This window comes from Comamonas sp. JUb58 (assembly GCF_004364775.1).
In the GTDB taxonomy this organism is placed as follows: domain Bacteria; phylum Pseudomonadota; class Gammaproteobacteria; order Burkholderiales; family Burkholderiaceae_C; genus Comamonas.
The window spans coordinates 139,961-164,844 of the sequence record NZ_SOAL01000010.1; the positions used below are offsets into that span (position 1 = coordinate 139,961).

Annotated in this window: 21 protein-coding genes and 1 pseudogene; all 22 read right to left on the reverse strand. The window is 63.8% G+C overall.

Features of this window, described 5'->3' with window-relative positions:
- Positions 1 to 124: 124 nt before the first annotated feature.
- Positions 125 to 607, reverse strand: coding sequence for an RcnB family protein (locus EDF71_RS12720; protein ID WP_133856955.1), 483 nt, complete (start codon positions 605 to 607; stop codon positions 125 to 127).
- Positions 608 to 865: 258 nt separating this feature from the next.
- The gene (locus EDF71_RS25030; RefSeq protein WP_166656527.1) at positions 866 to 1,042 is read right to left on the reverse strand and encodes a hypothetical protein; all 177 of its coding nucleotides are present in this window, start codon (positions 1,040 to 1,042) and stop codon (positions 866 to 868) included.
- 15 nt (positions 1,043 to 1,057) lie between these two features.
- Positions 1,058 to 1,981, reverse strand: a complete 924-nt coding sequence (gene lpxC / locus EDF71_RS12725; RefSeq protein WP_133856956.1) for a UDP-3-O-acyl-N-acetylglucosamine deacetylase — start codon at positions 1,979 to 1,981, stop codon at positions 1,058 to 1,060.
- 276 nt (positions 1,982 to 2,257) lie between these two features.
- A complete protein-coding gene (gene ftsZ, locus EDF71_RS12730) occupies positions 2,258 to 3,505 on the reverse strand; it encodes a cell division protein FtsZ (RefSeq protein ID WP_133856957.1) in 1,248 nt (415 codons plus the stop codon).
- A 165-nt stretch (positions 3,506 to 3,670) separates the two neighbouring features.
- Complete coding sequence (gene ftsA / locus EDF71_RS12735) at positions 3,671 to 4,900, reverse strand: cell division protein FtsA (protein WP_021026170.1); 1,230 nt, start codon at positions 4,898 to 4,900, stop codon at positions 3,671 to 3,673.
- A 59-nt stretch (positions 4,901 to 4,959) separates the two neighbouring features.
- Complete coding sequence (locus tag EDF71_RS12740) at positions 4,960 to 5,745, reverse strand: cell division protein FtsQ/DivIB (RefSeq protein WP_243854285.1); 786 nt, start codon at positions 5,743 to 5,745, stop codon at positions 4,960 to 4,962.
- Between the two features lie 30 nt (positions 5,746 to 5,775).
- Entirely contained in the window at positions 5,776 to 6,750 is a 975-nt protein-coding gene (locus EDF71_RS12745) for a D-alanine--D-alanine ligase (protein WP_133856959.1), read from the reverse strand.
- Complete coding sequence (gene murC, locus EDF71_RS12750; RefSeq protein ID WP_133856960.1) at positions 6,747 to 8,180, reverse strand: UDP-N-acetylmuramate--L-alanine ligase; 1,434 nt, start codon at positions 8,178 to 8,180, stop codon at positions 6,747 to 6,749. The genes EDF71_RS12745 and murC overlap by 4 nt, the downstream gene beginning before the upstream one ends.
- On the reverse strand, positions 8,177 to 9,241 hold the full coding sequence (gene murG, locus EDF71_RS12755; RefSeq protein WP_133856961.1) for an undecaprenyldiphospho-muramoylpentapeptide beta-N-acetylglucosaminyltransferase: 1,065 nt from the start codon (positions 9,239 to 9,241) through the stop codon (positions 8,177 to 8,179). Before murG ends, murC begins: the two co-directional genes overlap by 4 nt.
- Positions 9,238 to 10,506, reverse strand: coding sequence for a putative lipid II flippase FtsW (ftsW, locus tag EDF71_RS12760; protein WP_133856962.1), 1,269 nt, complete (start codon positions 10,504 to 10,506; stop codon positions 9,238 to 9,240). Before ftsW ends, murG begins: the two co-directional genes overlap by 4 nt.
- A complete protein-coding gene (murD, locus tag EDF71_RS12765; protein WP_347876667.1) occupies positions 10,503 to 12,212 on the reverse strand; it encodes a UDP-N-acetylmuramoyl-L-alanine--D-glutamate ligase in 1,710 nt (569 codons plus the stop codon). The genes ftsW and murD overlap by 4 nt, the downstream gene beginning before the upstream one ends.
- A 281-nt stretch (positions 12,213 to 12,493) precedes the next feature.
- Complete coding sequence (gene mraY, locus EDF71_RS12770; protein WP_133856964.1) at positions 12,494 to 13,672, reverse strand: phospho-N-acetylmuramoyl-pentapeptide-transferase; 1,179 nt, start codon at positions 13,670 to 13,672, stop codon at positions 12,494 to 12,496.
- Positions 13,666 to 15,081, reverse strand: coding sequence for a UDP-N-acetylmuramoyl-tripeptide--D-alanyl-D-alanine ligase (gene murF, locus EDF71_RS12775; protein WP_133857028.1), 1,416 nt, complete (start codon positions 15,079 to 15,081; stop codon positions 13,666 to 13,668). Before murF ends, mraY begins: the two co-directional genes overlap by 7 nt.
- A gap of 2 nt (positions 15,082 to 15,083) precedes the next feature.
- Positions 15,084 to 16,622, reverse strand: coding sequence for a UDP-N-acetylmuramoyl-L-alanyl-D-glutamate--2,6-diaminopimelate ligase (locus EDF71_RS12780; protein WP_133856965.1), 1,539 nt, complete (start codon positions 16,620 to 16,622; stop codon positions 15,084 to 15,086).
- The gene (locus EDF71_RS12785) at positions 16,619 to 18,364 is read right to left on the reverse strand and encodes a penicillin-binding protein 2 (RefSeq protein ID WP_133856966.1); all 1,746 of its coding nucleotides are present in this window, start codon (positions 18,362 to 18,364) and stop codon (positions 16,619 to 16,621) included. Before EDF71_RS12785 ends, EDF71_RS12780 begins: the two co-directional genes overlap by 4 nt.
- Positions 18,361 to 18,645 carry a cell division protein FtsL gene (gene ftsL, locus EDF71_RS12790; RefSeq protein ID WP_133857029.1) on the reverse strand — a complete coding sequence of 95 codons (285 nt, stop codon included), beginning with the start codon at positions 18,643 to 18,645 and terminating at the stop codon, positions 18,361 to 18,363. The genes EDF71_RS12785 and ftsL overlap by 4 nt, the downstream gene beginning before the upstream one ends.
- Positions 18,646 to 18,688: 43 nt before the next feature.
- Complete coding sequence (rsmH, locus tag EDF71_RS12795; protein WP_133857030.1) at positions 18,689 to 19,600, reverse strand: 16S rRNA (cytosine(1402)-N(4))-methyltransferase RsmH; 912 nt, start codon at positions 19,598 to 19,600, stop codon at positions 18,689 to 18,691.
- 25 nt (positions 19,601 to 19,625) lie between these two features.
- A complete protein-coding gene (gene mraZ / locus EDF71_RS12800) occupies positions 19,626 to 20,051 on the reverse strand; it encodes a division/cell wall cluster transcriptional repressor MraZ (RefSeq protein WP_133856967.1) in 426 nt (141 codons plus the stop codon).
- 387 nt (positions 20,052 to 20,438) lie between these two features.
- Positions 20,439 to 21,755, reverse strand: a complete 1,317-nt coding sequence (gene hslU, locus EDF71_RS12805; RefSeq protein WP_133856968.1) for an ATP-dependent protease ATPase subunit HslU — start codon at positions 21,753 to 21,755, stop codon at positions 20,439 to 20,441.
- Positions 21,756 to 21,839: 84 nt separating this feature from the next.
- The gene (hslV, locus tag EDF71_RS12810; RefSeq protein ID WP_116926500.1) at positions 21,840 to 22,385 is read right to left on the reverse strand and encodes an ATP-dependent protease subunit HslV; all 546 of its coding nucleotides are present in this window, start codon (positions 22,383 to 22,385) and stop codon (positions 21,840 to 21,842) included.
- Between the two features lie 109 nt (positions 22,386 to 22,494).
- Positions 22,495 to 24,174: a hypothetical protein gene (locus tag EDF71_RS12815; protein WP_133856969.1), complete on the reverse strand. Its 1,680-nt coding sequence runs from the start codon at positions 24,172 to 24,174 to the stop codon at positions 22,495 to 22,497.
- Positions 24,175 to 24,216: 42 nt separating this feature from the next.
- Positions 24,217 to 24,690 (reverse strand): annotated as a pseudogene (gene dksA, locus EDF71_RS12820) (RNA polymerase-binding protein DksA); the annotation flags it as partial.
- Positions 24,691 to 24,884 lie beyond the last annotated feature (194 nt).

The window sequence follows — 24,884 nt, forward strand, 5'->3', positions numbered from 1 at the left end:
TGCGCTCCGTGAAGCAGCGCTCGGCACAAGGTGCAACCACCAAAGTAAGCTTTGGAGCGGGGCGCCATACAAAGGTTCGGTATGGCGCCATGCGAACTCTCAATTATCGCAACTTCGTGGCGGCTCAATAACCATTGATGACAATATTGGCGATCAAACCGCTGCCGATTGCGATCAGCAGGTAGTCACCGCCGTACTGGATCCACTGGTAGCCCCGGGGTGGTGCGCTGAGGCGGTGGCCGCGCCAGTCGCCGACGACATAGCTGTAGCCACGGTAAGGTGCGGGCACATAGCCGCCACGGTACCAGTCGTTGCGCGGGCCAATGCCACGGCCCCGGTCTGGCACGACCACGACACGGGGTGGTGGACGGTGGTCGTGGCGGTAGTCACGGCGCTGCTGCTCGCGGTAGCGGCGGTCGCGCTCGCGTTCGCGCTCCCAGCGGCGGTGGTCGGCATGGTCACGGCGGTCATCGCGCTGGTAATGGCGATCATGGCGGCCATCCGGCTGGGCCTGTGCAGGTGCACTGAAGGCCAGCGCGCCGGCCAATGCCAGCGCCAGGCTACCAAGACCCGCCAGGCGGCTGAAACGGCTTCGGTGGTTGTTCATGACGGAATCCTTTCTGTGGAACCAGCGGCTGCTGGTGCGAGCGGCAAGCTTGCCCCCATGCAGATTTAACGCCTTTGGGCGCGCCACCGTTTACCCAGGACGGGTTCCCCGCAGTGGCATGTGGCATTTGTAAAGTTGGGGAGGCGGTGCGAAAACCGCATGGGCAGAGGGCTGTGCCGCTGATGGGCCTGCCTGGCGCAGGCCTGGGTTTACCGCACTTTACCTGCAGCGCGGCCTGCCAAAGACCGATGGGCGGCCTCAGACCATGCGGCCCACAAAGAGCACCGCAAAGAAGGCCAGGCCCGCTACCACGGTCCATTTGACCAGCAGCAGCGACCAATGGCGGTAGCGGCGCTTGCCTGTGCCCAGGTAGAAGCAAAAGCTGAGCGCTGCCATCAGCACCAGCAGCATGAAGATCCAGCGGAACAGCAGCATCAGAGCAGCCCGGCCTTACCAGGCCAGCGCAGACTGTGCAAAGCCCTGTGGGGCTTCACGCACATGGTCAAAGGTGACGATGTCCCAGGCGTCCTGGCGCTGCATCAGCTCGCGCAGCAGCAGGTTGTTCAGGCCATGGCCGGAGCGGAACGCGCTGTAGGCGGCCAGCAAGGGGTAGCCGACGATGTACAGGTCACCAATGGCATCGAGGATCTTGTGTTTGACGAACTCGTCGTCATAGCGCAAGCCATCGCTGTTGAGCACCTTGTAGTCGTCCATCACGATGGCATTGTCCAGGCCACCGCCCAATGCCAGGCCGTTGGAGCGCAGCATTTCCACATCCTTGGTAAAGCCAAAGGTGCGGGCGCGGGCGATATCGCGGCTGTAGTTGCCGATGCCCAAGTCAAACTCAAAGGTCTGGCCGGTGGAATCCACCGCCGGGTGCGAGAAGTCGATCTCGAAGCGCAGCTTGTAGCCGTGATAAGGGTCCAGGCGCGCCCATTTCTCGGCAGCGCCCTCCCCCTGGCGGATTTCGACCGGCTTGGTCAGGCGCAAAAAGCGCTTGGGCGCGTTTTGCAGCTCGATGCCAGCGCTCTGCAGCAAAAACACAAAGGAGGCGGACGAACCGTCGAGGATCGGAATCTCCTCGGCCGTCACATCGATATAGAGGTTGTCGATGCCCAGGCCGGCGCAGGCCGACATCACATGCTCCACCGTGTGGATGCGCACATCACCCTTGCCCAGGGTCGAGGCCATGCGGGTGTCCACCACGGCTTCGGCGTTGACGGGGATATCCACCGGCTCGGGCAGATCCACCCGGCGAAACACAATGCCGGTGTTGGGCTGTGCAGGGCGCAAGGTGAGCTCGACCCGCTGGCCGCTGTGCAGACCCACGCCCACGGCACGGGTTAAAGACTTGATGGTTCGTTGCTGGAGCATAACTCGTTGATTTTACGCCGTACGCCCGCTTGGGACGCGCAAAAATGCCAATCACCCAGATAGCGCAAGCCTTGTAGGACAAGCACTTGCCTTGTCGGCCAATCTGTGCACAAAGCCGACGGCGCAGGGCTGCACCGGCGGGCGACAGGACAGCGAACAACCACGCAGCCCCCTAATAACAACGCGCTGAACCCCCGAAAGGTTTCAGCGCGTTGTATTCAAAGTCCGGTCCACATCAACATCTGGACCGGCTTTTGCGAAAGCCCAGCAAGGCGATCAGTCAGCCTGCTTGCGCAGGAAGGCAGGGATCTCCAGGTCTTCCATGCCGCTCGAAGACATAGCATCGACGCGGGCCGACGCCGCATTGCGGCCGGTGCGCCAGACCGATGGGGTCTTCTTGTCGGCAAAGTCGTTGGCAAAGGCATTGCCCATGGGCACCGCATTTTGCACGCCCAGACCCGAGACGGGGCTGTTGACCGACTGGGGCGTGTAGGCGATGTCGTCGGTACCGGTACGCAGACCAGCGCTGCCCTGGATGACCGAGATCGGCTGGCGCTTGGCCACGGGACGGGACAGGCCGGTGGCCAGCACGGTCACGCGGATCTCGTCGCCCAGGGATTCGTCATAGGCCGCGCCGAAGATGACGTGCGACTCTGGCGAGGCGTAGGCATTGATGGTGCTCATGGCCTGGCGCGATTCGGCCAGCTTCAGGCTGCCCTTGGTCGCGGTCACCAGCACCAGGATGCCCTTGGCGCCCGACAGATCGATGCCTTCCAGCAGCGGGCAAGCAACGGCTTGTTCCGCAGCGATGCGTGCACGGTCCGGGCCGCTGGCCGTTGCCGTACCCATCATCGCCTTGCCTGGCTCGCTCATCACGGTCTTCACGTCGGCAAAGTCGACGTTGATGTAGCCGTGGTCGTTGATGATTTCGGAGATGCCGCCCACGGCGTTCTTCAGCACATCGTTGGCATGGGCAAAAGCCTGGTCCTGGGTGATGTCATCGCCCAGCACGTCAAGCAGCTTCTCGTTGAGCACCACGATCAGCGAGTCGACATTGGCTTCGAGCTCGCTCAGGCCGCCGTCGGCGTTGGACATGCGGCGCTTGCCTTCCCATTCGAAAGGCTTGGTCACCACGCCCACGGTCAGGATGCCCATTTCCTTGGCCACGCGAGCGATCACAGGGGCTGCACCCGTGCCGGTACCACCGCCCATGCCGGCGGTGATAAACAGCATGTGTGAGCCCACGATGGCAGCGCGGATGTCTTCGATCGCGGATTCGGCAGCCTCGCGGCCGTTCTCAGGCTTGCTGCCCGCGCCCAGGCCGGTTTCACCCAGCTGGATCACGCGGTGGGCATGGCAACGCTCCAGCGCTTGCGCATCGGTGTTGGCCGAAATGAATTCGACACCTTGCACGCTGTTGGCGATCATGTGCTCGACCGCGTTGCCACCACCGCCACCGACGCCGATCACCTTGATCTGGGTGCCTTGGTTGAATGTGTTGCCTTCATACATTTCGATGGTCATTGCCTGCTCCTCTCGCTCTCGCGTCAATTTGGAAAAAATGGTCTACGGATAATTCACTCTTTAATGAACATTGGTTGCTTGGTGGCCCTTTAGGTCTCCAAGGGTCATACCCTTTGAGCCTTGAAGGGCCGCTTTGCGCCAGCCAACAAGGGGTGTCATGCATGGTTAAAAGTTCCCCACAATAAAGTCCTTCAAACGCCCAAATGCCGATTTCACCGAACCGGACTTCTGGGCCACCTTGTAGCCACGCATGCGGGCCATGCGGGCCTCTTCCAGCAGGCCCATGACGGTGGCAGCACGGGGCTGCGCAACCATCTCGGCCAGGGTGCCGGAATACTTGGGAATGCCGCGTCGCACGGGCTTGAGGAAGATGTCTTCCCCCAGCTCCACCATGCCCGGCATCACGGCGCTGCCGCCCGTGAGCACAATGCCCGACGACAGCACCTCCTCATAACCAGACTCGCGGATGACTTGCTGCACCAGCGAGAAAATTTCTTCGACGCGCGGCTCGATCACGCCCGCCAGCGCCTGCTTGCTCAACAGGCGCGGGCCCCGGTCACCCAGACCGGGCACATCCACCTGCGTATCGGGATCGGCCAGCAGCTGCTTGGCGCAGCCGCTCTCGACCTTGATGTCCTCGGCGTCCTTGGTCGGTGTGCGCAGCGCCATCGCGATGTCGCTGGTGATCAGGTCACCGGCAATCGGGATCACCGCCGTGTGGCGGATCGCGCCACCAGTGAAGATCGACACATCGGTGGTGCCGGCGCCGATATCGACCACGCAGACACCCAGCTCGCGCTCGTCATCGGTCAGCACTGCCTGGCTGGAGGCCAGCGGGTTGAGCAGCAGCTGCTCCACCTCCAGGCCGCAGCGGCGCACGCATTTGATGATGTTCTCGGCCGCGCTTTGCGCACCGGTCACGATGTGGATCTTGGACTCCAGGCGCAGACCGCTCATGCCGATGGGCTCGCGCACATCCTGGCCGTCGATCGCAAACTCCTGCGGCTCCACCAGCAGCAGGCGCTGGTCCGACGGGATGTTGATCGCCTTGGCGGTGTCCAGAACGCGCGCCACATCGGCGGCCGAGACTTCCTTGTCCTTGACGGCTACCATGCCGCTGGAATTGATGCCGCGGATATGGCTGCCGGTGATGCCGGTGTAGACCCGCTGGATGTTCAGGTCGGCCATCAGCTCGGCCTCCTTGAGCGCCTGCTGAATGCTCTGCACCGTGGCATCGATATTCACCACCACACCGCGCTTGAGCCCGTTGCTGGGGGCCACGCCCAGGCCGGCCAGCTTGAGCTCGCCATTGCCCAGCACCTCGGCCACGACCACCATGATCTTGGCGGTGCCGATGTCCAGGCCGACTACCACGTCTTTGCTATCTCGCGCCATAGTCAGTTGCCCTCGCTGATCAAGTGATTGGTATGGTTCATGTTTCGCATCTCTGTGTTTTATTTTTTGACTGCAGCCCGGCCCGATGCCGAGGTGCCCGTGGTCACCCCTTGCATACGCACCGCATAGCCACCGGCATGGCGCAGATCCGCCGACGTCAGCGATGCCACGCTGCGTCTGTAGGTACCGGTGACTTCAGGCAAAGATTCAACAAATTTACGTACCCGCTCGCTCAGGGCCTCCTCCTGGCCCTGGCCCATTTCAATGACCGCCCCCGATTGCAGGGTGGCCTTCCAGCTGCCGCTGTTCGATTCGGCCAGCGCCACCAGCGCGTTGTCGAGCTTGGCGTAGACCGGTGCCAGCGCGCGGAACATGGCCAGCACCTCTTGCGAGCGGCCAGCCGGGCCCGACAGGTGCGGCAGGTGCAGCAGATCCGGGTCGGCCGAGTCGCCCTCGAACATCTGGCCTTCGCTGTTGAGCAGGCGGGACTCGCCCTCTGCACCCCAGATCGCCGTCGCATCCTGCTCGGTGATGGTCACCGCCAGGGTGCTGGGGAACTCGCGCTTGATCCGCGCCTGGCGCACCCAGGGCGCCTGCTCGAAGATCCGGCGTGTCTCATCCAGGTCCATCGTGAAGAAATTGCCCTTCAAGGACGGCATCACATTGGCCTGCAGCGACACGGCGCTGTTGTGCTCCAGCTCGCCCTGCACCACGATGCGCGCAATGCTCAGCGCCGGATGGTGGATGGCCCAGCGCACCCCCGCCAGCACCAGCAACGCGCCGCAGCCGAGGAACAACGCCGTGGCCAGCATGTTCATCAGCTTGACGTCGAAGGGGACTGGCATGGTCTGCTCCATGGATCTCATCTCCTTGTCTTAGAGCTCCGCACCCTGGGCCGCATCGCTCGATGCATTGGCCAGCAGGTGCAAACACAGGTCTTCATAGCTCATGCCAGTGGCACGGGCAGCCATGGGCACCAGCGAATGGCTGGTCATGCCCGGCGAGGTATTGATCTCCAGCAGGAAGAGCTGCTGGTCCGAGGCACGCACCATCACATCGGCGCGCGACCAGCCCCGGCAGCCCAAGGTGCGGAACGCCTTTTCCGCCAGGTCGCGGATCGCCGCTTCCATCTCGTCAGGCAGCTCGCTGGGGCAGAAGTACTGGGTGGTGTCGGTAAAGTACTTGTTCTGGTAGTCGTAGTTGCCTTCGGGCGCGACGATCTTGATCACCGGCAGCGCCTTGGCGCTGCGGCCCTGGCCCAGCACGGCGCAGGTCGTTTCCATGCCTTCAATGAACTGCTCGCACAGCACTTCAGGGTCGTAGCGGGAGGCCAGCGCATAGGCCTGGGCGCATTCTTCGGGGGTGCTGATCTTGGACAGGCCAATGGTCGAGCCCTCGCGTGCGGGCTTGACGATCATCGGCGCGCCCAGTGCGGCCAGCGCATCGCGCGTGTCCTGCTCGCTGGCGGCCATGCGCCACTCGGGGGTGGACAGGCCTTCAAAGCGCCAGATGCGCTTGGTCATGATCTTGTCCATCGCGATGCTCGAGGCCATCACGCCGGGACCAGTGTAGGGAATGCCCAGCAGCTCCAGCGCGCCTTGTACCGTGCCGTCTTCGCCATGGCGGCCATGCAGCGCGATGAAGCAGCGCGCAAAGCCCTGCTTGCGCAGCTCGCCCAGATCCTGCTGCGAGGGGTCAAACGCATGCGCGTCCACGCCCTTGGCCTGCAGCGCAGCCAGCACGCCCTTGCCGGACATCAGCGACACCTCGCGCTCTGCCGAGCTCCCGCCCATCAGCACCGCGACCTTGCCCAAGGCCTTCACATCAATATTGTTCATGGTTTCACTCATACCGCGCTCCCTTGCGGCGCTACACGCTCTTGCCCATCGGCCAATGCCATCACCTTGGCAGCCACCGCACCAATCGATCCCGCGCCCATGCACAGCAGCACATCGCCGTCCTGGGCCTGGTCCAGAATCTGCTGGGGCAGGCTGCTGATCTGCTCGACAAACACCGGCTCCACCTTGCCAGCCACACGCACTGCGCGTGCCAGCGCACGGCTGTCGGCCGCCACGATCGGTGTTTCACCGGCGGCATAGACCTCGGCCAGCAGCACCGCATCGGCGCCGCCCAGCACCTGGACAAAGTCCTCAAAGCAATCCCGCGTGCGGGTGTAGCGGTGCGGCTGGAAGGCCAGCACCAGCCGGCGGCCCGGAAACGCGCCGCGCGCGGCCGCAATGGTGGCAGCCATTTCGACAGGGTGATGTCCGTAATCGTCAATAACAGTGAACTCGCCGCCGTTGGGCAGCTGGGCCTGGCCATAACGCTGGAAACGGCGCCCCACGCCCTTGAAGCCTTGCAGCGCCCGCTGCAGGGCCCCGTCGTCAATGCCGATGGCAGCCGCCACACCGACCACCGACAGTGCATTGAGCACGTTGTGCTCGCCCGGCAGGTTCAGCACCAGCTCCAGATCGGGCAAGGGCTGGGCCAGGCGGCGCTGTACGGTAAAGCGCATCTGGCCGTTGTCGGCCTGCAGGTTCACCGCGCGGATCTGGGCGTTCTCGCTCAGGCCATAGGTCGTGACCTTGCAGGCCACGCGCTCGATGATGTCGCCCACGGCCGGGCTGTCGATGCAGACCACGGCATTGCCATAAAACGGCATGCGGTTGAGAAAATCGACAAAGGCCGTCTTGAGCCGGCCAAAGTCATGGCCATAGGTGTCCATGTGGTCGGCATCGATGTTCGTGACCACCGCCATCACTGGCAACAGGTTCAGGAACGAGGCATCGGATTCGTCCGCCTCGACCACGATGTACTCGCCACTGCCCAGGCGCGCATTGGCGCCGGCGCTGTTGAGCTTGCCGCCAATGACAAAGGTGGGATCCAGGCCGGCCTCGGCCAACACGCTGGTCACCAGGCTGGTGGTCGTCGTTTTGCCATGGGTGCCGGCAATCGCGATGCCCTTGCGCAGGCGCATCAGCTCGGCCAGCATCAGCGCGCGCGGCACCACCGGAATGCCCATGGCCCGAGCGGCCACGACTTCGGGGTTGTCGGCCTGCACGGCCGTCGATGTCACCACCGCCTGGGCCTGGGCGATATGCGCCGCATCATGGCCCACAAAGGTGGTAATACCGGCATCGCGCAGATGCGCCATGGTGCTGCTGTCCGACAGGTCCGAGCCCGAGACGACATAGCCCAGGTTGTGCAGCACTTCGGCAATGCCGCTCATGCCTGCACCACCAATACCGACAAAATGAATGCGTTGGATGGCGTGTTTCATCGTGCCACCTCCTCGCAGGCATCCGCCACCACGTGGGCGGCTTCCAATTTCTGCATTTTCTTCGCCTTTTGGGCCATATCCACCAGGCCCGTCCGCTGCATATTCTCTAGCATCTGAGCCAGGTTTTCCGGGGTCAAAACGCTTTGTTGCACCAACCAGCCAGCGCCGGCATCCACCAGGAAGCGGGCATTGGCCGTCTGGTGGTCATCCACCGCCGCTGGAAACGGCACAAACACCGCCGCCGCGCCCACGGCAGCCAGCTCGGTGACCGTGCTGGCGCCTGCGCGGCAGACGATGACATCGGCATCCGCATAGGCCTTGGCCGCATCGTCGATAAAGGGGGTCAGGCGGGCTTGCACGCCTGCGGCCGCGTAGTTGGCCTGCAGCGCATCGATCTGCTTGGCGCCGCTTTGGTGCGTCACCACGGGGCGGGTCTCGGGCGCCATCAGCGCCAGTGCCTTAGGTACTACCTCGTTCAAGGCCTTGGCACCCAGGCTGCCACCCACCACCAGCAGCTGCAGCGGGCCGCTGCGGCCGGCAAAGCGCTGTGCCGGTTCAGGCTGATGCAGGAAATCGGCGCGCAGCGGATTGCCCACCCACTGGCCGCCGGCAATCGCATCCGGGAAGGCATTGAACACACGCTGGGCCATGCGGGCCAGCAGCTTGTTGGCCATGCCCGGCACCGAGTTCTGCTCATGCAGCACGATGGGCACACCCGCCAGTTTGGCCGCCAGGCCACCGGGCACGGTGATATAGCCGCCCATGCCCACAACCACATCGGGGCGGACCTTGCGCAGCACGGCGCGCGCCTGCTGCAAGGCCTTCAACAGGCGCAGCGGCAGACCAACCAGGGACAGCAGGCCCTTGCCACGCACACCCGAGAACGCCACGCGCTCCAGTGCAAAGCCCTGGGGCGGCACGAGACGCTCTTCCATGCTGTCGGGCGCGCCCAGCCAGTGCACGGTCCAGCCACGGCTGCGCAGCTCCTGGGCCACGGCCAGGCCGGGAAAGATATGGCCGCCGGTGCCGCCAGCCATGATCAGTGCCGTCTTGCCGCTCATGATCGCGTCCCCCCGGCACCCATGGCCTTGTTTTCACAATCGATGCGCAGCACGATGGCAATGGCCACCAGGTTCATCAGGATCGCCGACCCCCCGAAACTCATCAGTGGCAAGGTCAGGCCCTTGGTGGGCAAGGCGCCCAGGTTCACACCGGCGTTGATGAAGGTCTGGAAGCCCAGCCAGATCGCAATACCCTGCGCCACCAGGCCGGAGAAGATGCGGTCCATGCGGATCGCCTGGCGGCCGATCTCGACAATGCGGCGGATCATGAAGAAGAACAGACCCAGCAGCGCAATGATGCCCACCAGGCCCAGCTCCTCGCCGATCACGGCCAGCAAGAAGTCGGTATGCGCCTCGGGCAGCCAATGCAGCTTCTCGACGCTGCCACCCAGGCCCACGCCAAAGATCTCACCGCGGCCAATGGCAATCAGCGAATGCGAGAGCTGGTAGCCCTTGCCCAGTGCATGCTTTTCGCTCCAGGGATCAAGGTAGGCAAAAATACGTTCGCGCCGCCATTCCGAGGTCATCACGATCAGCGCAAAGGCCGCTACCAGCACCAGCGCGATCAGGAAGAACATGCGGGCATTGACACCGCCCAGGAACAAAATGCCCATGGCGATCACGGCGATCACCATGAAGGCGCCCATGTCGGGCTCGGCCAGCAGCAGCGCGCCGACGATACCCACGGCCAGCCCCATCGGCAGCACGGCGCGGAAGAAGCGCTCCTTGACCTCCATCTTGCGCACCATGTAATCGGCGGCATACATGATGACCGCGATCTTGGCCAGCTCGGAAGGCTGGAAGTTCATGATGCCCAGCGACAGCCAGCGGCGCGCACCGTTGACCACCGTGCCCACATGCGGGATCAGCACCGCAATCAGCAGCAGGATGGAGGCGATGAACAGCCAGGGCGCCCAGTGCTCCCAGACCTTCATCGGGATCTGGAAAGTGAGCACCGCCGCCACAAAGCCCAGCCCCACGCTCATCAGGTGGCGCTGGAAGAAGTAGTAATGCGCGATCTTGCCGAAGCGCGGGTTGTCCGGCATCGCGATCGAGGCCGAGAACACCATGACGATGCCCCAGGACAGAATGGCCACCACCAGCCAGATGAGCACCTGGTCGGCACCAAAGATATTGGTGGCGTTCGATGGCGTCTGGCGGTACTCATTGCCACCCACGCGCACCGGCAGGATATCGACAGGCTTTTCCCCGGCCGGTTTGAACCAGCCCGAGAACCTGTTGCGCAGTCCGGTGTCGGCGCTCATGGCTGCACCTCCAGGCTGGTACCGCGTTCCTCGGCCAGCGCCGCAACGGCCTGGCAGAAGACTTCGGCGCGGTGGCCGTAGTTTTGGAACATGTCAAAGCTGGCGCAGGCCGGCGACATCAGCACCGCGTCGCCTGCGACCGCCTTCTGGCTGGCCAGCAGCACGGCATCGTCCATGCTGGATGCATGCAACATCGGCACACCGGTGTCGGCCAGTGCAGCTTCGATCAGCGGCGCATCGCGGCCAATCAGCACCACGGCACGCGCATAGCGCAGCACGGGCGCGGCCAGCGGCGAAAAATCTTGGCCCTTGCCCTCGCCGCCCAGGATCAGCACGATGCGGCGCTCAGCACCCAGGCCCATCAGCGCAGCCACGGTGGCGCCCACATTGGTGCCCTTGCTGTCGTCAAAATATTCCACGTCGCTGACGATGCCGATGGGCTCGACCCGGTGGCGCTCGCCTCGGTATTCGCGCAGGCCAAACAGCATGGGGGCAAAACCGGCGCCTGCCGCATGGCCCAGCGCCAGCGCGGCCAGCGCATTCATCGCGTTGTGGCGGCCCCGGATACGCAGCGCATCGGCGGGCATCAGCCGCTGCAGGAACACATCGTCCGCTGCCGCCTGGTTGCGCTTGTTGCTGGCACTGTTTCCATCGTCCTGCGCACGCACCAGCCAGGCCATGCCGTTGACCACTTCCAGGCCGTAGTCACCCACCTGGGTAGGCAGATCCAGGCCAAAGCTGATGTGCGGGCGCAGTTGGGGGCGCTGCAGCTTGACACGCACCGGCGGCGGCAACATGGCCATCACGGCCGGGTCGTCGCGGTTGAGCACCATCAGCGCATCACTGCCAAAAATCTTGGCCTTGGCGCCCGCATAGGCCTCCATGCTGCCATGCCAGTCCAGGTGGTCCTGGCTGATGTTGAGCACGGTCGCTGCCGTCGGGTTGAAGGCATGCGCATCTTCGAGCTGGAAGCTGGACAACTCCAGCACCCAGGCCTGGGGCAGGCTCTGGGCATCGATGTGCTGTGACAGCGTATCGAGCAGGCTGGGGCCGATATTGCCGGCCACGGCCGTACTCATGCCGGCATGCGCCAGCAGTTGACCGGTGAGCGAGGTGACCGTGGTCTTGCCATTGGTCCCCGTGATGGCCAGCACCTTGGGCGCATAGCCATGGGCCTGGGCCAGCGACTGCAGGGCCAGGCTGAAAAGATCCAGCTCACCGCTGACCGGCAAGCCAATGGCACGCGCCGCATCAACAACCGGGGCCACGGTCTCGGGGCTCAGGCCGGGCGAGCGGTAGACCACGCGCACCGGCTGGCCATCGACCAGCGCGGCGGACAATGCACCCGCGACAAAACGCACGTCGGGCAGCTCACTGCGCAGTTGTGCCAGCTGGGGCGGCGCATCGCGCGTATCCGCCACCGTGACCTGGGCACCACAGCGTGCGCACCAGCGCGCCATCGCCAAGCCGGACGTGCCCAGACCCAGCACCAGCACCTGCTGGCCTTGCAGCGCATGCGCTTGCCCTTGCGGCCACTGGGCCGGCACCGGGGCATAGACCACTTCGGCCTCCTGGGGCTGCACATCGACCGCAGTGACCTCGCTGCTGGCCGCGTCAGACACACTGGGGTCGGCAAAGATCTGCGCGACAAAGGCAGCCGCATCCTTGGCCGCCGTCAGGGTCGACACATCGGGCACCGGCGCCATGTCCACTGCCGAGGCGTCGGCTGCAGGGGGCACTTCAGCATCCGCTGCATCGGTGACCACAACGGCTGCTTCATCGGCAGCCGCGTCCACGGGGGCTTCATCTTCAGCCAAGGGTTGCGCCAACGCTTGCGCATCGGCGCCAGCGGCTGCCAGCGCAGGCTGCTGCTCGGCAGGCTGAGCCAGGTCGTCCGCAGCCACGGGCGCTACCGCTGGCGCCAACGGCGCAGCAGCGGCCTCTGCCGAGGGATCAAGGGGGTGGAGGTGCTCGGTTGCCATGGTGCTCACCGCAGCTTCAGGGTAGACAGACCGATCAGACACAGCAGCATCGTGATGATCCAGAAACGCACAACGACCTGGGTTTCGCGCCAGCCGCTCTTTTCAAAGTGGTGGTGCAAGGGGGCCATCTTCAGCAGGCGCCGGCCTTCGCCATAGCGCTTCTTGGTGTACTTGAACCAGACCACCTGCATCATCACGGACACGGCCTCGGCCACAAAGATGCCGCCCATGATGGCCAGCACGATTTCTTGGCGAACGATCACCGCAATCGTGCCCAGCGCACCGCCCAGGGCCAGCGCGCCCACATCGCCCATGAAGACCTGGGCCGGGTGGGTGTTGAACCACAGGAAAGCCAGGCCCGCGCCCGTCATCGCGCAGCAGAACACCAGCAGCTCCCCGGTGCCGCCAATGTGCGGGAACAGCAGGTAGCGCGAGAAATTGACGCTGCCGGTCACATAGGCGAACACGCCCAGTGCCGAGCCGACCATGACCACCGGCATGATGGCCAGGCCATCGAGGCCATCGGTCAGGTTGACGGCATTGCTGGCGCCGACGATGACCAGGTAGGTCATGATCACAAAGCCCAGCACACCCAGCGGGTAGTTCACCTGCTTGAAGAAGGGCACCATCAGGCCGGCATTGGGCGGCAGATCCAGCGAGAAACCCGACTGCACCCAGTTGACGAACAGGCTCCAGACCTCGGCATTGGTGTTTTCCGAGATGCAGAACACCAGGGCCAGCGCAGCGGCCAGGCCCAGCACCGACTGCCAGAAATACTTTTCGCGCGAGCGCATGCCTTCGGGGTCCTTGTTGACCACCTTGCGCCAGTCATCGACCCAGCCAATGGCACCAAAGCCCCAGGTGACGATCAGCACCACCCAGACAAAGCGGTTGGACAGGTCAAACCACAGCACGGTCGAGATCGTGATCGCCAGCAGAATCAGCACGCCGCCCATCGTGGGGGTGCCGCTCTTGCTCAAATGGCTTTGCATCGCATAGCCGCGGATGGGCTGGCCGATCTTCAGCGCCGACAAGGTGCGGATCACCTTGGGGCCGGCCACCAGGCCGATCACCAGCGCCGTCATCGCCGCCATCACGGCGCGGAAGGTCAGGTACTGGAAGATGCGCAGAAAGCCGAATTCGGGCGACAGGCTTTGCAACCAGCTGGCGAGCACAATCAGCATGCGGCCTCCTCACGGGCGCTGTGCCCCTTGTCTGCGCACGACTGCATTGCCTGCACCACTTGCTCCATCTTCATGAACCGCGAACCTTTGACCAACACACTGCCCAATTGAGGCATCAATTTGCACACCGCATCCTGCAAGGCAGGCATGCTCTCGAAATGCTGAGCACCTTCACCAAAGGCCTCGGCGGCCGACCGGCTTTGGGCACCCAAAGTAAACAACTGGGCGATGCCTTGCTGCTTGGCCAGCGCGCCGGCTTCGGCATGGAACTGGGGTCCTTGGTCGCCCACCTCGCCCATATCACCCAGCACCAGGAGCTGGGCAGCCGGCAGCTCGGCCAGCACCTTGATGGCGGCCTCTACCGAATCCGGGTTGGCGTTGTAGCTGTCGTCGACCACCGTCAGGCTGCGGCCCGCGACAGGCATCGCCAGCGCACGCGAGCGGCCCTTGACCGGCTCAAACGCCGACAGGCCCTGTGCAATCGCGGCCAGCGGCACACCCGCGGCATGGGCCGATGCGGCGGCGGCCAGTGCATTGCGCACGTTGTGGCGGCCGGCAATCTGCAGCACCACAGGCGCAGCGCCATCGGGCAGGTGCAGCTGCAGCTGCCAGGCGCCATCGCGCCACAGCACATCGCTGGCATAGGCCTGGGCACCATCGGCCTGTTCGCCGAACAGGCAGGTCGCCCGGCCGGCAGCTAACTCTTGCCACAAGGGGGTGTAGACATCACCGGCAGGAAACACGGCCACGCCATCGGCCGGCAGCGCGGCCAGCACACTGCCGTTTTCGCGGGCCACGGCTTCCACCGTGTGCATGAACTCCTGGTGCTCGCGCTGGGCGTTGTTGACCAGGGCCACCTGGGGCTGCGCCATCGCGGCCAGCACGGCGATTTCGCCAGGGTGGTTCATGCCCAGCTCAACCACGGCAGCGCGGTGCGCAGCCGTCAGGCCCAGCAGGGTCAGCGGCACGCCGATCTCGTTGTTCAGGTTGCCACGCGTGGCCCAGGCGGCATCGCCGGCATGGGCGCGCAGGATGCTCGCCAGCATCTGGGTGACCGTGGTCTTGCCATTGCTGCCCGTCACCGCAATCAGCGGCAGCGGGAACTGTGCACGCCAACCGGTGGCCAAGGCACCCAGTGCAGCCAGGGTATCGGTCACCACAATGCCGGGCAGGCCGGCCTCGGCGGGGTCGGCATGGCACAGCGCGGCCGCCGCACCTGCTGCCTGGGCCTGAGCCAGAAACTGGTTGGCATCAAAGCGCTCACCCTTGAGCGCCACAAACAAATCACCGGCTTGCAAGCTGCGCGAGTCCGAGTGGACGCGCAGCAGCGGCACTGCACCATCCCCCACCAGTCGGGCCTGGGGGACAAGGGGCTCAATGAAACCCAGCGCCTGGTGCAGGGTCATCATGCTCATAGTTGTTCTTTCCGCTTGGCCAGCGCAGCATGGGCCTGCGCGGCATCGAGAAAGGGCAGCTTCACGCCGGCCACTTCCTGGTAATCCTCATGGCCCTTGCCGGCCAGCAAAATCACATCCCGGCTGGACGCGCGCAGCACCACCTCTTCGATGGCGGCCGCACGGTCGGCCTGTACATGCCAATGTGCATCGGGCGTCATGCCGCGCAGAATGTCGTCGATGATGGCCTGGGGCTGCTCGCCGCGCGGGTTGTCGCTGGTCACGACCACCTCGTCGGCACATGCCTGGGCAATGCGGCCCATCAGCGGGCGCTTGCTGGCATCGCGGTTGCCACCACAGCCAAACACGCACCACAGCCGGCCGCCGCGCTGCTCAGCCAGCGGGCGCAGTGCCTGCAAGGCCTTGTCCAGTGCATCAGGGGTATGGGCATAGTCGATGGCCACCAAGGGCGCATCGGCCTGGCTGACCTGTTCCATGCGACCCGGCACGGCCGCCAGCACCGCGCAGGCCTCAGCCGCCTGCTGCAAGCTCGCACCCAGCACCCGCAGGCTGGCCATCACCTGCAGCAGGTTGAGCACGTTGTACTGGCCAATCACCTGGCTGTGCAGGGTCACGGCAGCGCCTTCGGCGCCGGCCTCTACGACCTCGAACACCAGGCCACGGTCGCCCGCGCGGATGGCCTGGGCAGACAGACGGGCCTGGCTTGGGTTATCCACGGAGACGGTCCACAGATCCAGCGCGCCACCAGCCAAGGATGCCGCCAGTGCCGCGCCCCGGGCGTCGTCCAGGTTGACCACGGCCGATTGGAGGCCGGACCAGTGGAACAGCGCTTCCTTGGCGGCCCAGTAGGCATCCATGCTGCCGTGGTAGTCCAGATGGTCCTGGGTGAAATTCGTAAAGATGGCCAGGCGGATGCGCGTGCCTGCCAGGCGGTGCTCGGCAATACCGATGGACGAAGCCTCGATCGCGCAAGCGCCGTAGCCGGCATCAACAAAACCCCGGAAGGCGCGTTGCAGCAGCACCGGATCGGGGGTGGTCATGCCGGTCACATCCAGCTGGTGCGGCGGAATGCCGACGCCCAGGGTGCCGACCATGGCGCAGCCCCGGTGCTGCAGCACGCCGGCTTCGCAGAGATGGCTTACCGCCTGGGCCAGCCACCAGCTGATGCTGGTCTTGCCATTGGTGCCCGTCACGGCCAGCACATCCAGCTGCTCGCTGGGCTGGCCAAACCAGGCGCTGGCGATCGGGCCGGTGGCGGCCTTCAAACCCGGCATGGCCGCGACCGGCATGCCTTGCAGATCAAATTGTTCCAGACCAGACTGCTCTACCAGGCAGGCGGCCGCACCGCGCTGCACGGCCTGCGCTACATAGGCACGGCCGTCATTGACGCCGCCGGGCCAGGCAATGAAGGCATCGCCGGCTTGCACCTGGCGGCTGTCGGTGTGCAGGGTTCCGCTGGCCACGCGCTCACGCAGCCACTCCACGGCAGCGGCGGTGCTGTGCACCGTGGTCGCGGTGTTGGTGGTGGCGCTCATAACGGCTCCTCCACATCGTTGGCCACGATCTGCGGCTTGACCGACATATCGGGCTGCACGCCCATCAGACGCAGGGTCTGCTGCACCACTTCGCTGAACACCGGGCCGGCGACGGTACCGCCGTAAAAGCTGCCCTGGCTGGGCTCGTCAACCATCACGGCTACGATGATGCGTGGGTTCTCAATCGGTGCAATGCCGGTGAACCAGGCGCGGTACTTGCCTGCGGCATAGCCCCGGCCTTGCTGCTTGCGGGCGGTACCCGACTTGCCGCCGATGGAGTAGCCCACGGTCTGCGCCTTCTGGCCCGTACCGCCGGGGCCGGCAGCCATCCACAGCATGTGGCGCACCAACTCGGCGGTCTTCTTGGAGAACACCGGCGTGCCAGCGGGGCGGCCTGTGCGCTTGAGCATGGTCGCGGGAATCACATTGCCGTCGTTCGAGAACACGGTGTAGGAACGCGCCATCTGGAACAACGAGGCTGACAGGCCGTAGCCGTAGGAGATGGTGGCCTGCTCGACCGGCTTCCAGGTCTTCCAGGGGCGCAGGCGGCCACTGGCGGCGCCTGGGAAGGCGATCTGGGGCTTTTGCCCATAACCCAGCGCCGAGTGCACATTCCACATCTCTTGGGGCGTCATCTTCTGCGCCACCTTGAGCGCGCCCACATTGCTGGACTTCTGGATCACGCCGTCCACCGTCAGCGCGCCGTAATTGTGGGTGTCGCTGATGGTGAAGCCGCCAATGGCATAGCGCCCTGGGCTGGTATCGATGATGGTGGTGTTCTTGACCCGACCCAGCTCCAGCGCCGTTCCCACGGTGATGGGCTTCATCGTCGAGCCGGGCTCGAAAGTGTCGGTAATCGCGCGGTTGCGCAGCTGCTCGCCGGTCAGGCGCGAGCGGTTGTTCGGGTCATAGCTGGGGTAGTTGGCCAGTGCCAGCACTTCGCCGGTGTGGGCGTCCATCACCACCACGCTGCCGGCCTTGGCCTTGAAGGCCGCTACCTGATCGCGCAGCTTCTGGTAGGCGAAGAACTGCACCTTGCTGTCGATGGACAGCTGGATGTCCTGGCCTTCTTGCGGCGGCGTCTCTACACCGACACCCTCGACGATACGGCCCAAGCGGTCCTTGATCACACGGCGCGAGCCGGCCTTGCCACCCAACTCGGTGTTGAAGGCCAGCTCCATGCCTTCCTGGCCCTGGTCTTCCACATTGGTAAAGCCCACAACGTGGGCTGCTGATTCACCTTCGGGGTACTGGCGCTTGTATTCCTTGCGCAGGTAGATGCCCTTGACATCCAGCGCCTTGATCTTCTGCCCGATGTCCCAATCGAGCTGGCGCTTGATCCAGACAAAGGACTTGTCCTCATCGGCCAGCTTGGCATCGAGCTGCGCCTGGGGCATGCCCATCAGCTTGGCGATCTCGACAATCTTGGCCTTGATCGCCGGGTCGGCCTGGTCCACATCTTCGGGAATCGCCCATATGCTGGCGGCTGGCACGCTGGAGGCCAGAATCAGGCCATTGCGGTCCAGAATGCGGCCGCGGTTGGCGGGCAGCTCGATGGTGCGGGCAAAGCGCACTTCGCCCTGGCGCAGAAAGAAATCATTGCCGATGACCTGCACATAGGCAGCACGGCCGATCAGGCCGGTAAACGCCAGCGCCAGGCCAATCATGATGAAGCGGCTGCGCCACATCGGCGTGCGCTCGGCCAGCAAGGGGCTGGTGGAGTAGCGCATGTCCTTGCTCATGGGGCCACCGATCCGTTGCCTGGCTCAGGCACATACACCGTGACGGCCGGCGTGGCGGTCTGCATGCCCCACTTTTCGCGGGCGAGTTGCTCCAGGCGCAGCGGCGTGGCCTGGGCCCGCTTTTCCACCTGCAGACGCTGGTGGTCCGTCTCCAGCTGGCGCGACTCGGCCAGCGCGCGGTCGAGTTCGGTGAACAGCTTGCGCGATTCATACTGCGACTGCACCAGCGCCATCGCGCTGACGATCGTCACCATGAGCAGCAGAATGTTCAGGCGCAGCAGCACAGCCACCCCCTGCTGCAGATGTCGGGCCAGCTGCGGGTTGTCATGCAGCCACCTCGGTACGTTCGGCCACGCGCATCACCGCACTGCGGGCGCGTGGGTTGGCAGACACCTCCGCCTCGCTGGGCTTGATGCGGTCCAGCGCCTTGAGCAGCATCGGCTTGGGCGCTGCAAAGGGGGCGCGGCGATCGAACACCTCTTTGGAATGCTTGGCGATGAACTGCTTGACGATGCGGTCTTCCAGCGAGTGGAAGCTGATCACCACCAGACGGCCGCCGGGTGCCAGCACCCGCAGGCTGGCCTCTAGCGCCTGCTCGAGCTCTTCGAGCTCGGCATTAATGAAAATCCGAAGAGCCTGGAATGTCCGCGTGGCTGGATTTTGCCCAGCCTCGCGGGTCTTGACTGTGCCAGCCACGAGCTCGGCCAGATCGGCAGTGGTGGCGACTGGCGAGCCAGCCTCCCGCCGCGCAACAATCGCCTTTGCAATGGGCCCAGCAAACCGTTCTTCACCGAAGTCACGAATCACCTCCGCTATTTGCTGTGTTTCCGCCTCTTGCAACCACTCGGCCACACTCTGGCCTCGGGTGGTGTCCATGCGCATGTCGAGCGGGCCATCGAAGCGGAAACTGAAGCCGCGCTCGGGACTGTCGATCTGCGGGGAGCTGACCCCCAGATCCAGCAGCACGCCCGCCACCGAAGCGGCTGGCAGCTGCGCCATGTGGCTGAAGCCCTCATGGCGAATGGCAAACCGGGCGTCGGCGATCTTGCCGGCCTCGGCAATCGCCTCCACGTCCTTGTCAAAAGCAATGAGCCGGCCCTCGGCCGGCAGCTTGGACAGCACCAGGCGGGAGTGCCCGCCTCTGCCGAAAGTTCCATCGACAAAGACCGGGTCCATGTCGACCCTGGCCTCCAACAAGGCATCGACGGCCTCGTTCAGCAGGACGGTGGTGTGCAGGTAGTTCTTGGTTTCCACATGCACCTCAGAATGCAAAGTTATCCAGGGCGTCGGGCGGCAGATTCTGCAGGGCTTCAGCCTCCTGCTTCTCGTACGTCGCCTTGTCCCACAATTCAAAATGGCTGCCCATCCCCATCAGGATCGCGTCCTTGGTGATGTTGGCAGCAGCACGCAGTTCGGGGGACACCAGCACACGGCCAGTGCCATCCATTTCCACATCCATCGCGCTACCCAGAAAAATCCGCTTGAGCACCTGCTCAGCCATCTTGACCTGCGACATGCGCGCACTGAAAACCGCCCAGGCATCCTGCGGGAAGATCATCAGGCAGCCATGGGGATGGCGGGTAATGGTGAGGGTGGGCCCGGGCTTCGTCAGCGCGTCACGATGCCGGGTCGGTATCGATAACCGACCTTTCGCATCAAGACTGAGTGAGGAAGCTCCTTGAAACACGGCGTGGTCTCTGGTTGGGGTTTCGGAGGACAGTGAAGTGCACGATTTCCCACAAAACTGCACTTTTCCCCACTGTATCAGGAATTCCAGATTGCGCCACAGTGCAACACAATGATTTGCAATGAAAATACAAGTAAATCAATAACTTATAACGCACTTCACGCAAAAACCGCTATCAAATTTTCCTTATTTGATAGGCACTTACAATCACCTCTATATCCAGACTCTTAGCAAAATTGACGCAATCAGGGATTACCATCTCCCCGCGTTTTGTTACAAAACTAGATGTTCTCCTACAAGCCCGCATGTGGTCGCTGGCCGAAAAGCAAGTGCCCGCCAACCAGGGCGGGCACTTGCATCAAATTGCGCCACAAAGCGCAATCCGGGTTAGAGAATGTAACGAGACAAATCCTCGTTCTGGCTCAAGGATCCCAGGCGCTGGTCGACGTAGGCGGCGTCAATCACCACCGTCTGTCCACCGAGCTTGGTGGCGTCAAAGCTGATCTCTTCTAGCAGGCGCTCCATCACCGTGGCGAGGCGGCGGGCACCGATGTTTTCGGTGCGCTCATTGACGTCAAAGGCAATGCGCGCCAAACGGGTGATGCCCTCGACCTCAAACTGCAGCTTCACGCCTTCGGTGGCCAGCAGCGCTTCGTACTGCTTGATCAGCGATGCATGGGTCTGCGTCAGGATGGCCTCGAAATCCTGCACCGAGAGCGAGCCCAGCTCGACACGGATCGGGAAACGCCCTTGCAGCTCAGGGATCAGATCGCTGGGCTTGGCCAGATGGAAGGCGCCCGAGGCAATGAACAGGATGTGGTCAGTCTTCACAATGCCGTACTTGGTCGACACGGACGTGCCTTCGACCAAGGGCAGCAGATCGCGCTGCACACCCTGGCGGGAGACATCGCTGCCGCTGGTTTCCTGGCGCGTCGCCACCTTGTCGATCTCGTCAATGAAGACGATGCCGTTCTGCTCCAGGTTCTCGATCGCCCGGGATTTGACATCTTCCTCGTTCACCAGCTTGGCCGCTTCCTCATCGGTGATCAGCTGCAGCGCTTCGCTGAGCTTGAGTTTGCGCACTTTGCGCTTTTCTTGGCCCATCTGGCTGAACATGCCGCGCAGCTGCTCGGCCATCTCTTCCATGCCCTGGGGGCCCATGATCTCGAGCTGGGGCTTGGCCTCGGCGACTTCGATCTCAATGTCCTTGTCGTTCAGCTCGCCCTGGCGCAGCTTTTTGCGGAAAACCTGGCGCGTGCTGGTATCGGGTGCGGCTTCGCCGGTGCGGGCGGGCGGCAGCAGCACATCCAGAATGCGCTCTTCGGCAGCATCCTCGGCACGCACGCGCAGCTTTTTCACATCCGATGCACGGGTCTGCTTGACGGCCACCTCGGCCAGGTCGCGGATGATGGCATCCACATCCTTACCCACATAACCCACCTCGGTGAACTTGGTCGCTTCCACCTTGATGAAGGGCGCATCGGCCAGCTTGGCCAGGCGGCGCGCAATCTCGGTCTTGCCCACGCCGGTGGGGCCGATCATCAGGATGTTCTTGGGCGTAATCTCCTGGCGCAGGCCGTCAGCGACCTGCTGGCGGCGCCAGCGGTTGCGCAGCGCGATAGCGACGGCCCGCTTGGCATTGGCCTGGCCGACGATGTGGTTGTCGAGTTCGGAAACGATTTCCTGGGGTGTCATCGAGGACATAGTGCAAAAATCCGGTTGGCACCCGCCTGGCAACGGGTACAGCTGTCGATCAGTGGGGAGATGGCGGGGCTGCCGGCGGTAGGCTTACAGCGTCTCAATGGTGTGGTGCATATTGGTGTAGATGCACAGTTCACCGGCAATGCCCAGCGATTTGCGCACCACCTCTTCGGCCGACAGATCGGTGTTGTTCAGCAGCGCCTTGGCGGCCGAATGCGCATAAGCGCCGCCCGATCCAATCGCCACAATGCCCTGCTCGGGCTCCAGCACATCGCCATTGCCGGTGATGATCAGCGAGGCCGAGTGGTCGGCCACCGCCAGCATTGCCTCCAGGCGGCGCAGCACGCGGTCGGTGCGCCAGTCCTTGGTCAGCTCGATGGCGGCGCGGGTCAGCTGGCCCTGGTGCTTGTCCAGCTTGGCCTCGAAACGCTCAAACAAGGTAAAGGCATCGGCGGTGGCGCCGGCAAAGCCCGCCAGGACCTTGCCGCCATAGAGCTTGCGCACCTTGCGCGCGGTGCCCTTGACCACAATATTGCCCAGGGTGACCTGGCCATCGCCGCCGATAGCGACCTGGATGCCTTGCGGGGTTTCGCGCCGCACGCTGAGGATGGTTGTGCCGTGATACTGTTCCATAGTCTTGCCTATATAGAGCCTGGCCCGGCTTTTCCAAGAAGGCCGCCGCGCTGCAGTCAGAAAAAAACGCACCCGGGGGTGCGTTTGTTACCAGGCATTGCTTGCCCGATCAATTTTCCCGCTGGTTGACGATGGAGTGCTCGTTGATGCCGATCAGGTTGAAGAACACGGCATTCAGGCGGTGCAGGTTGCCAAAGCGCACCAGCGCATTCTTCTGCTGGCATTCGGCTACCCAGTTGAGCACCGAGCCGGCCGCAACAAAATCGATGCGCATCAGGCGGTCGCAGCGCACCGTGAACGGCATGCCGGGCTCCACCATTGGCGTAAAGCTATCGAGCTGGCGGGAAACATCGCCTTCGACAACGCCTTCGAGCACAGCCTGCGGGCTGTCGGCCACCACGGGCTTTCTCTCGGGCAGATCCAGCACCAAGGACATATCTGGCGCAGCAGGTGCACCCGTGCGGGCGCTGTCGCTGCTCGTCTCAGCCCGGGGCGGCACCCAGGAAGGGGGCGATACCTCGTAGGTAATGCAGTAATCCAGCGCTGCGGCTTCGAAATCCTGCTCCAGCTGCAGCAAACGCAAATAGGCCATGCGCAGCGACCAGCGGTCCTGGGCTACTGCGCTGTCACCTACCGGCGTTTGTGCTTCCAGCACCGACAGCAGATGGTCGGCACCCACAAACACCAGCCGTGCATCGGGCTTGTCCGCCCACATCCGGAACTGCGCCAGCAGCCCGGCCACCACCTCGTCGCGGACCTCGGTCACGCGCGACCAGTTCAAGGTCCAGGGTGGGGCAAAGCGCTTGAGGTTGCCTTGCAGGCCATTGAGCGCAGCGGTGCTGAGCACCGGTGGCGCCTGCCAGTTGAGCAGGCGGACGTCTTCGGCGGGGGCATCACCAGCCTGCAGCGCCTTGGCGCCGACCTCTTCCGGCATCGAGAACCAGACAGGCGCTGAACGGCCGTATTTGCTGGCAAATTCAATCGCGTGGAAGTCAAACTTGGTCTGGTCGCCGGTGGCACGGTACAGGTCAAACAGGGTCAGCCAGATCGTCAGCTGCCCCATCAGATCGCCACGGCGCTGCTGCACCAGGGCCAAAAGCGAGGCCTCTGCACCTGCGGCATCGCCATTGGCGAACAGCACCGCCGCTTCTTCCAGATCGGTATCGTGGATAAACCGGCCAGACTCGACCTGGGCATCAAAAGCGCCAGCGGGCAAGGCCGCAGGGGCGGCTTGCGGAACGGCCGCCGATGCTGCAGCCACAGCGGGAGCTGCAGCCACCTCGGCCTGTGCAGACAAAGGTGCAGAACCAGAAGCAACGGGAACTGGCGCGCTGGTCGGTACAACCTCGCCAAGCACGGTGGGATCCGCAGCAGGCGCGCCGGCGCCATCGCCAGACCACCACTGCTTGGACATCTGCCGTTCAATCTGGTTGATTTTCTCGATGGTGTGCGAGGGATGGGCAGGCTTGCCGGCAGCCAGCGCTGCGGCATCAGGTGCCACACCGCCTTCGAGCAGGGCGGCCGAGCTGACGGCGCCCTGGCCATCGGCGCTGCTGGATTTGTTGGCCTCGCGCCGGATCTTGCGCAGCTGGTCAAACTCCAGCTTGCGCACAAAATCATTGCGGCGCTTGCGCTCCATGATTTCCTTGAGCGCCTGCTTGGAAAACTGCGCCTCAGGGTTCTCCGGCTCCGGCGTCTTGTCCAACTCCGACCACTGGGTGGTCGGTTTGGTTACAAAGCGCACCACTTTGGACAACAAACCCTTGTTTGGCTTCTGAGCCTCACTCATGGTTACTCCCTCCCCTTGTGTGTCCGGTGCGCTGCCTCAGCCTCAATCACCAAACATTTTTTGTTTCAATTCACGGCGCTGCTGCGCTTCCAGCGACAAGGTTGCCGTAGGACGTGCCAGCAGACGGCCCACTCCGATGGGCTCGCCCGTCTCATCGCAGTAGCCATAGTCGCCCGCATCAATGCGGCTGATCGACTGGTCGATCTTCTTCAAGAGCTTACGCTCACGGTCACGCGTGCGCAAGACGAGCGCATGCTCTTCCTCAATGGTAGCGCGGTCTGCCGGATCGGGCACGACAACGGTGTCTTCCCGCAGATTTTCCGTCGTGGCATCGGCATTGAGGTGGATACCGGTCTTCAGCTCCACCAGCTTCTTGCGAAAGAACGCCAGTTGGACCTCGTTCATGTATTCGCTCTCCGGCATGGACAGCACCTCATCGTCAGTGAGGGTGTCTACCGTCTTGGACTTCCAAGCATTGGCCAGCTTGGCGTCGCGTTTAGGGATGGTTTGCGTAGTGGTAGGCATAGTTCTCTCGACTGGCTAGCGCAGTTCTTACATGCGACGGATGTCCGTCTCGTTACAAAAGGTGCAAAGCCCGACAGGCTCCGCCCCCTGATCAACTTGCCCGAATCCCAGCGGGACCCAGGCACATCTTGAAGTCGGGCCGGTGCCCGCAACTCCGTCTTGCAGGCCCACACTGCCAGCACCTG

What these genes read in the sequence shown, in the direction of transcription:
- EDF71_RS12720 (WP_133856955.1), bottom strand. Translation starts at nt 607, where the DNA reads ATGAACAACCACCGAAGCCGTTTCAGCCGCCTGGCGGGTCTTGGTAGC.
- EDF71_RS25030 (WP_166656527.1), bottom strand. Translation starts at nt 1,042, where the DNA reads ATGCTGCTGTTCCGCTGGATCTTCATGCTGCTGGTGCTGATGGCAGCG.
- lpxC (WP_133856956.1), bottom strand. Translation starts at nt 1,981, where the DNA reads ATGCTCCAGCAACGAACCATCAAGTCTTTAACCCGTGCCGTGGGCGTG.
- ftsZ (WP_133856957.1), bottom strand. Translation starts at nt 3,505, where the DNA reads ATGACCATCGAAATGTATGAAGGCAACACATTCAACCAAGGCACCCAG.
- ftsA (WP_021026170.1), bottom strand. Translation starts at nt 4,900, where the DNA reads ATGGCGCGAGATAGCAAAGACGTGGTAGTCGGCCTGGACATCGGCACC.
- EDF71_RS12740 (WP_243854285.1), bottom strand. Translation starts at nt 5,745, where the DNA reads ATGCCAGTCCCCTTCGACGTCAAGCTGATGAACATGCTGGCCACGGCG.
- EDF71_RS12745 (WP_133856959.1), bottom strand. Translation starts at nt 6,750, where the DNA reads ATGAGTGAAACCATGAACAATATTGATGTGAAGGCCTTGGGCAAGGTC.
- murC (WP_133856960.1), bottom strand. Translation starts at nt 8,180, where the DNA reads ATGAAACACGCCATCCAACGCATTCATTTTGTCGGTATTGGTGGTGCA.
- murG (WP_133856961.1), bottom strand. Translation starts at nt 9,241, where the DNA reads ATGAGCGGCAAGACGGCACTGATCATGGCTGGCGGCACCGGCGGCCAT.
- ftsW (WP_133856962.1), bottom strand. Translation starts at nt 10,506, where the DNA reads ATGAGCGCCGACACCGGACTGCGCAACAGGTTCTCGGGCTGGTTCAAA.
- murD (WP_347876667.1), bottom strand. Translation starts at nt 12,212, where the DNA reads ATGGCGCCGGTGCCCGATGTGTCGACCCTGACGGCGGCCAAGGATGCG.
- mraY (WP_133856964.1), bottom strand. Translation starts at nt 13,672, where the DNA reads ATGCTGATTGTGCTCGCCAGCTGGTTGCAAAGCCTGTCGCCCGAATTC.
- murF (WP_133857028.1), bottom strand. Translation starts at nt 15,081, where the DNA reads ATGATGACCCTGCACCAGGCGCTGGGTTTCATTGAGCCCCTTGTCCCC.
- EDF71_RS12780 (WP_133856965.1), bottom strand. Translation starts at nt 16,622, where the DNA reads ATGAGCGCCACCACCAACACCGCGACCACGGTGCACAGCACCGCCGCT.
- EDF71_RS12785 (WP_133856966.1), bottom strand. Translation starts at nt 18,364, where the DNA reads ATGAGCAAGGACATGCGCTACTCCACCAGCCCCTTGCTGGCCGAGCGC.
- hslU (WP_133856968.1), bottom strand. Translation starts at nt 21,755, where the DNA reads ATGTCCTCGATGACACCCCAGGAAATCGTTTCCGAACTCGACAACCAC.
- hslV (WP_116926500.1), bottom strand. Translation starts at nt 22,385, where the DNA reads ATGGAACAGTATCACGGCACAACCATCCTCAGCGTGCGGCGCGAAACC.
- EDF71_RS12815 (WP_133856969.1), bottom strand. Translation starts at nt 24,174, where the DNA reads ATGAGTGAGGCTCAGAAGCCAAACAAGGGTTTGTTGTCCAAAGTGGTG.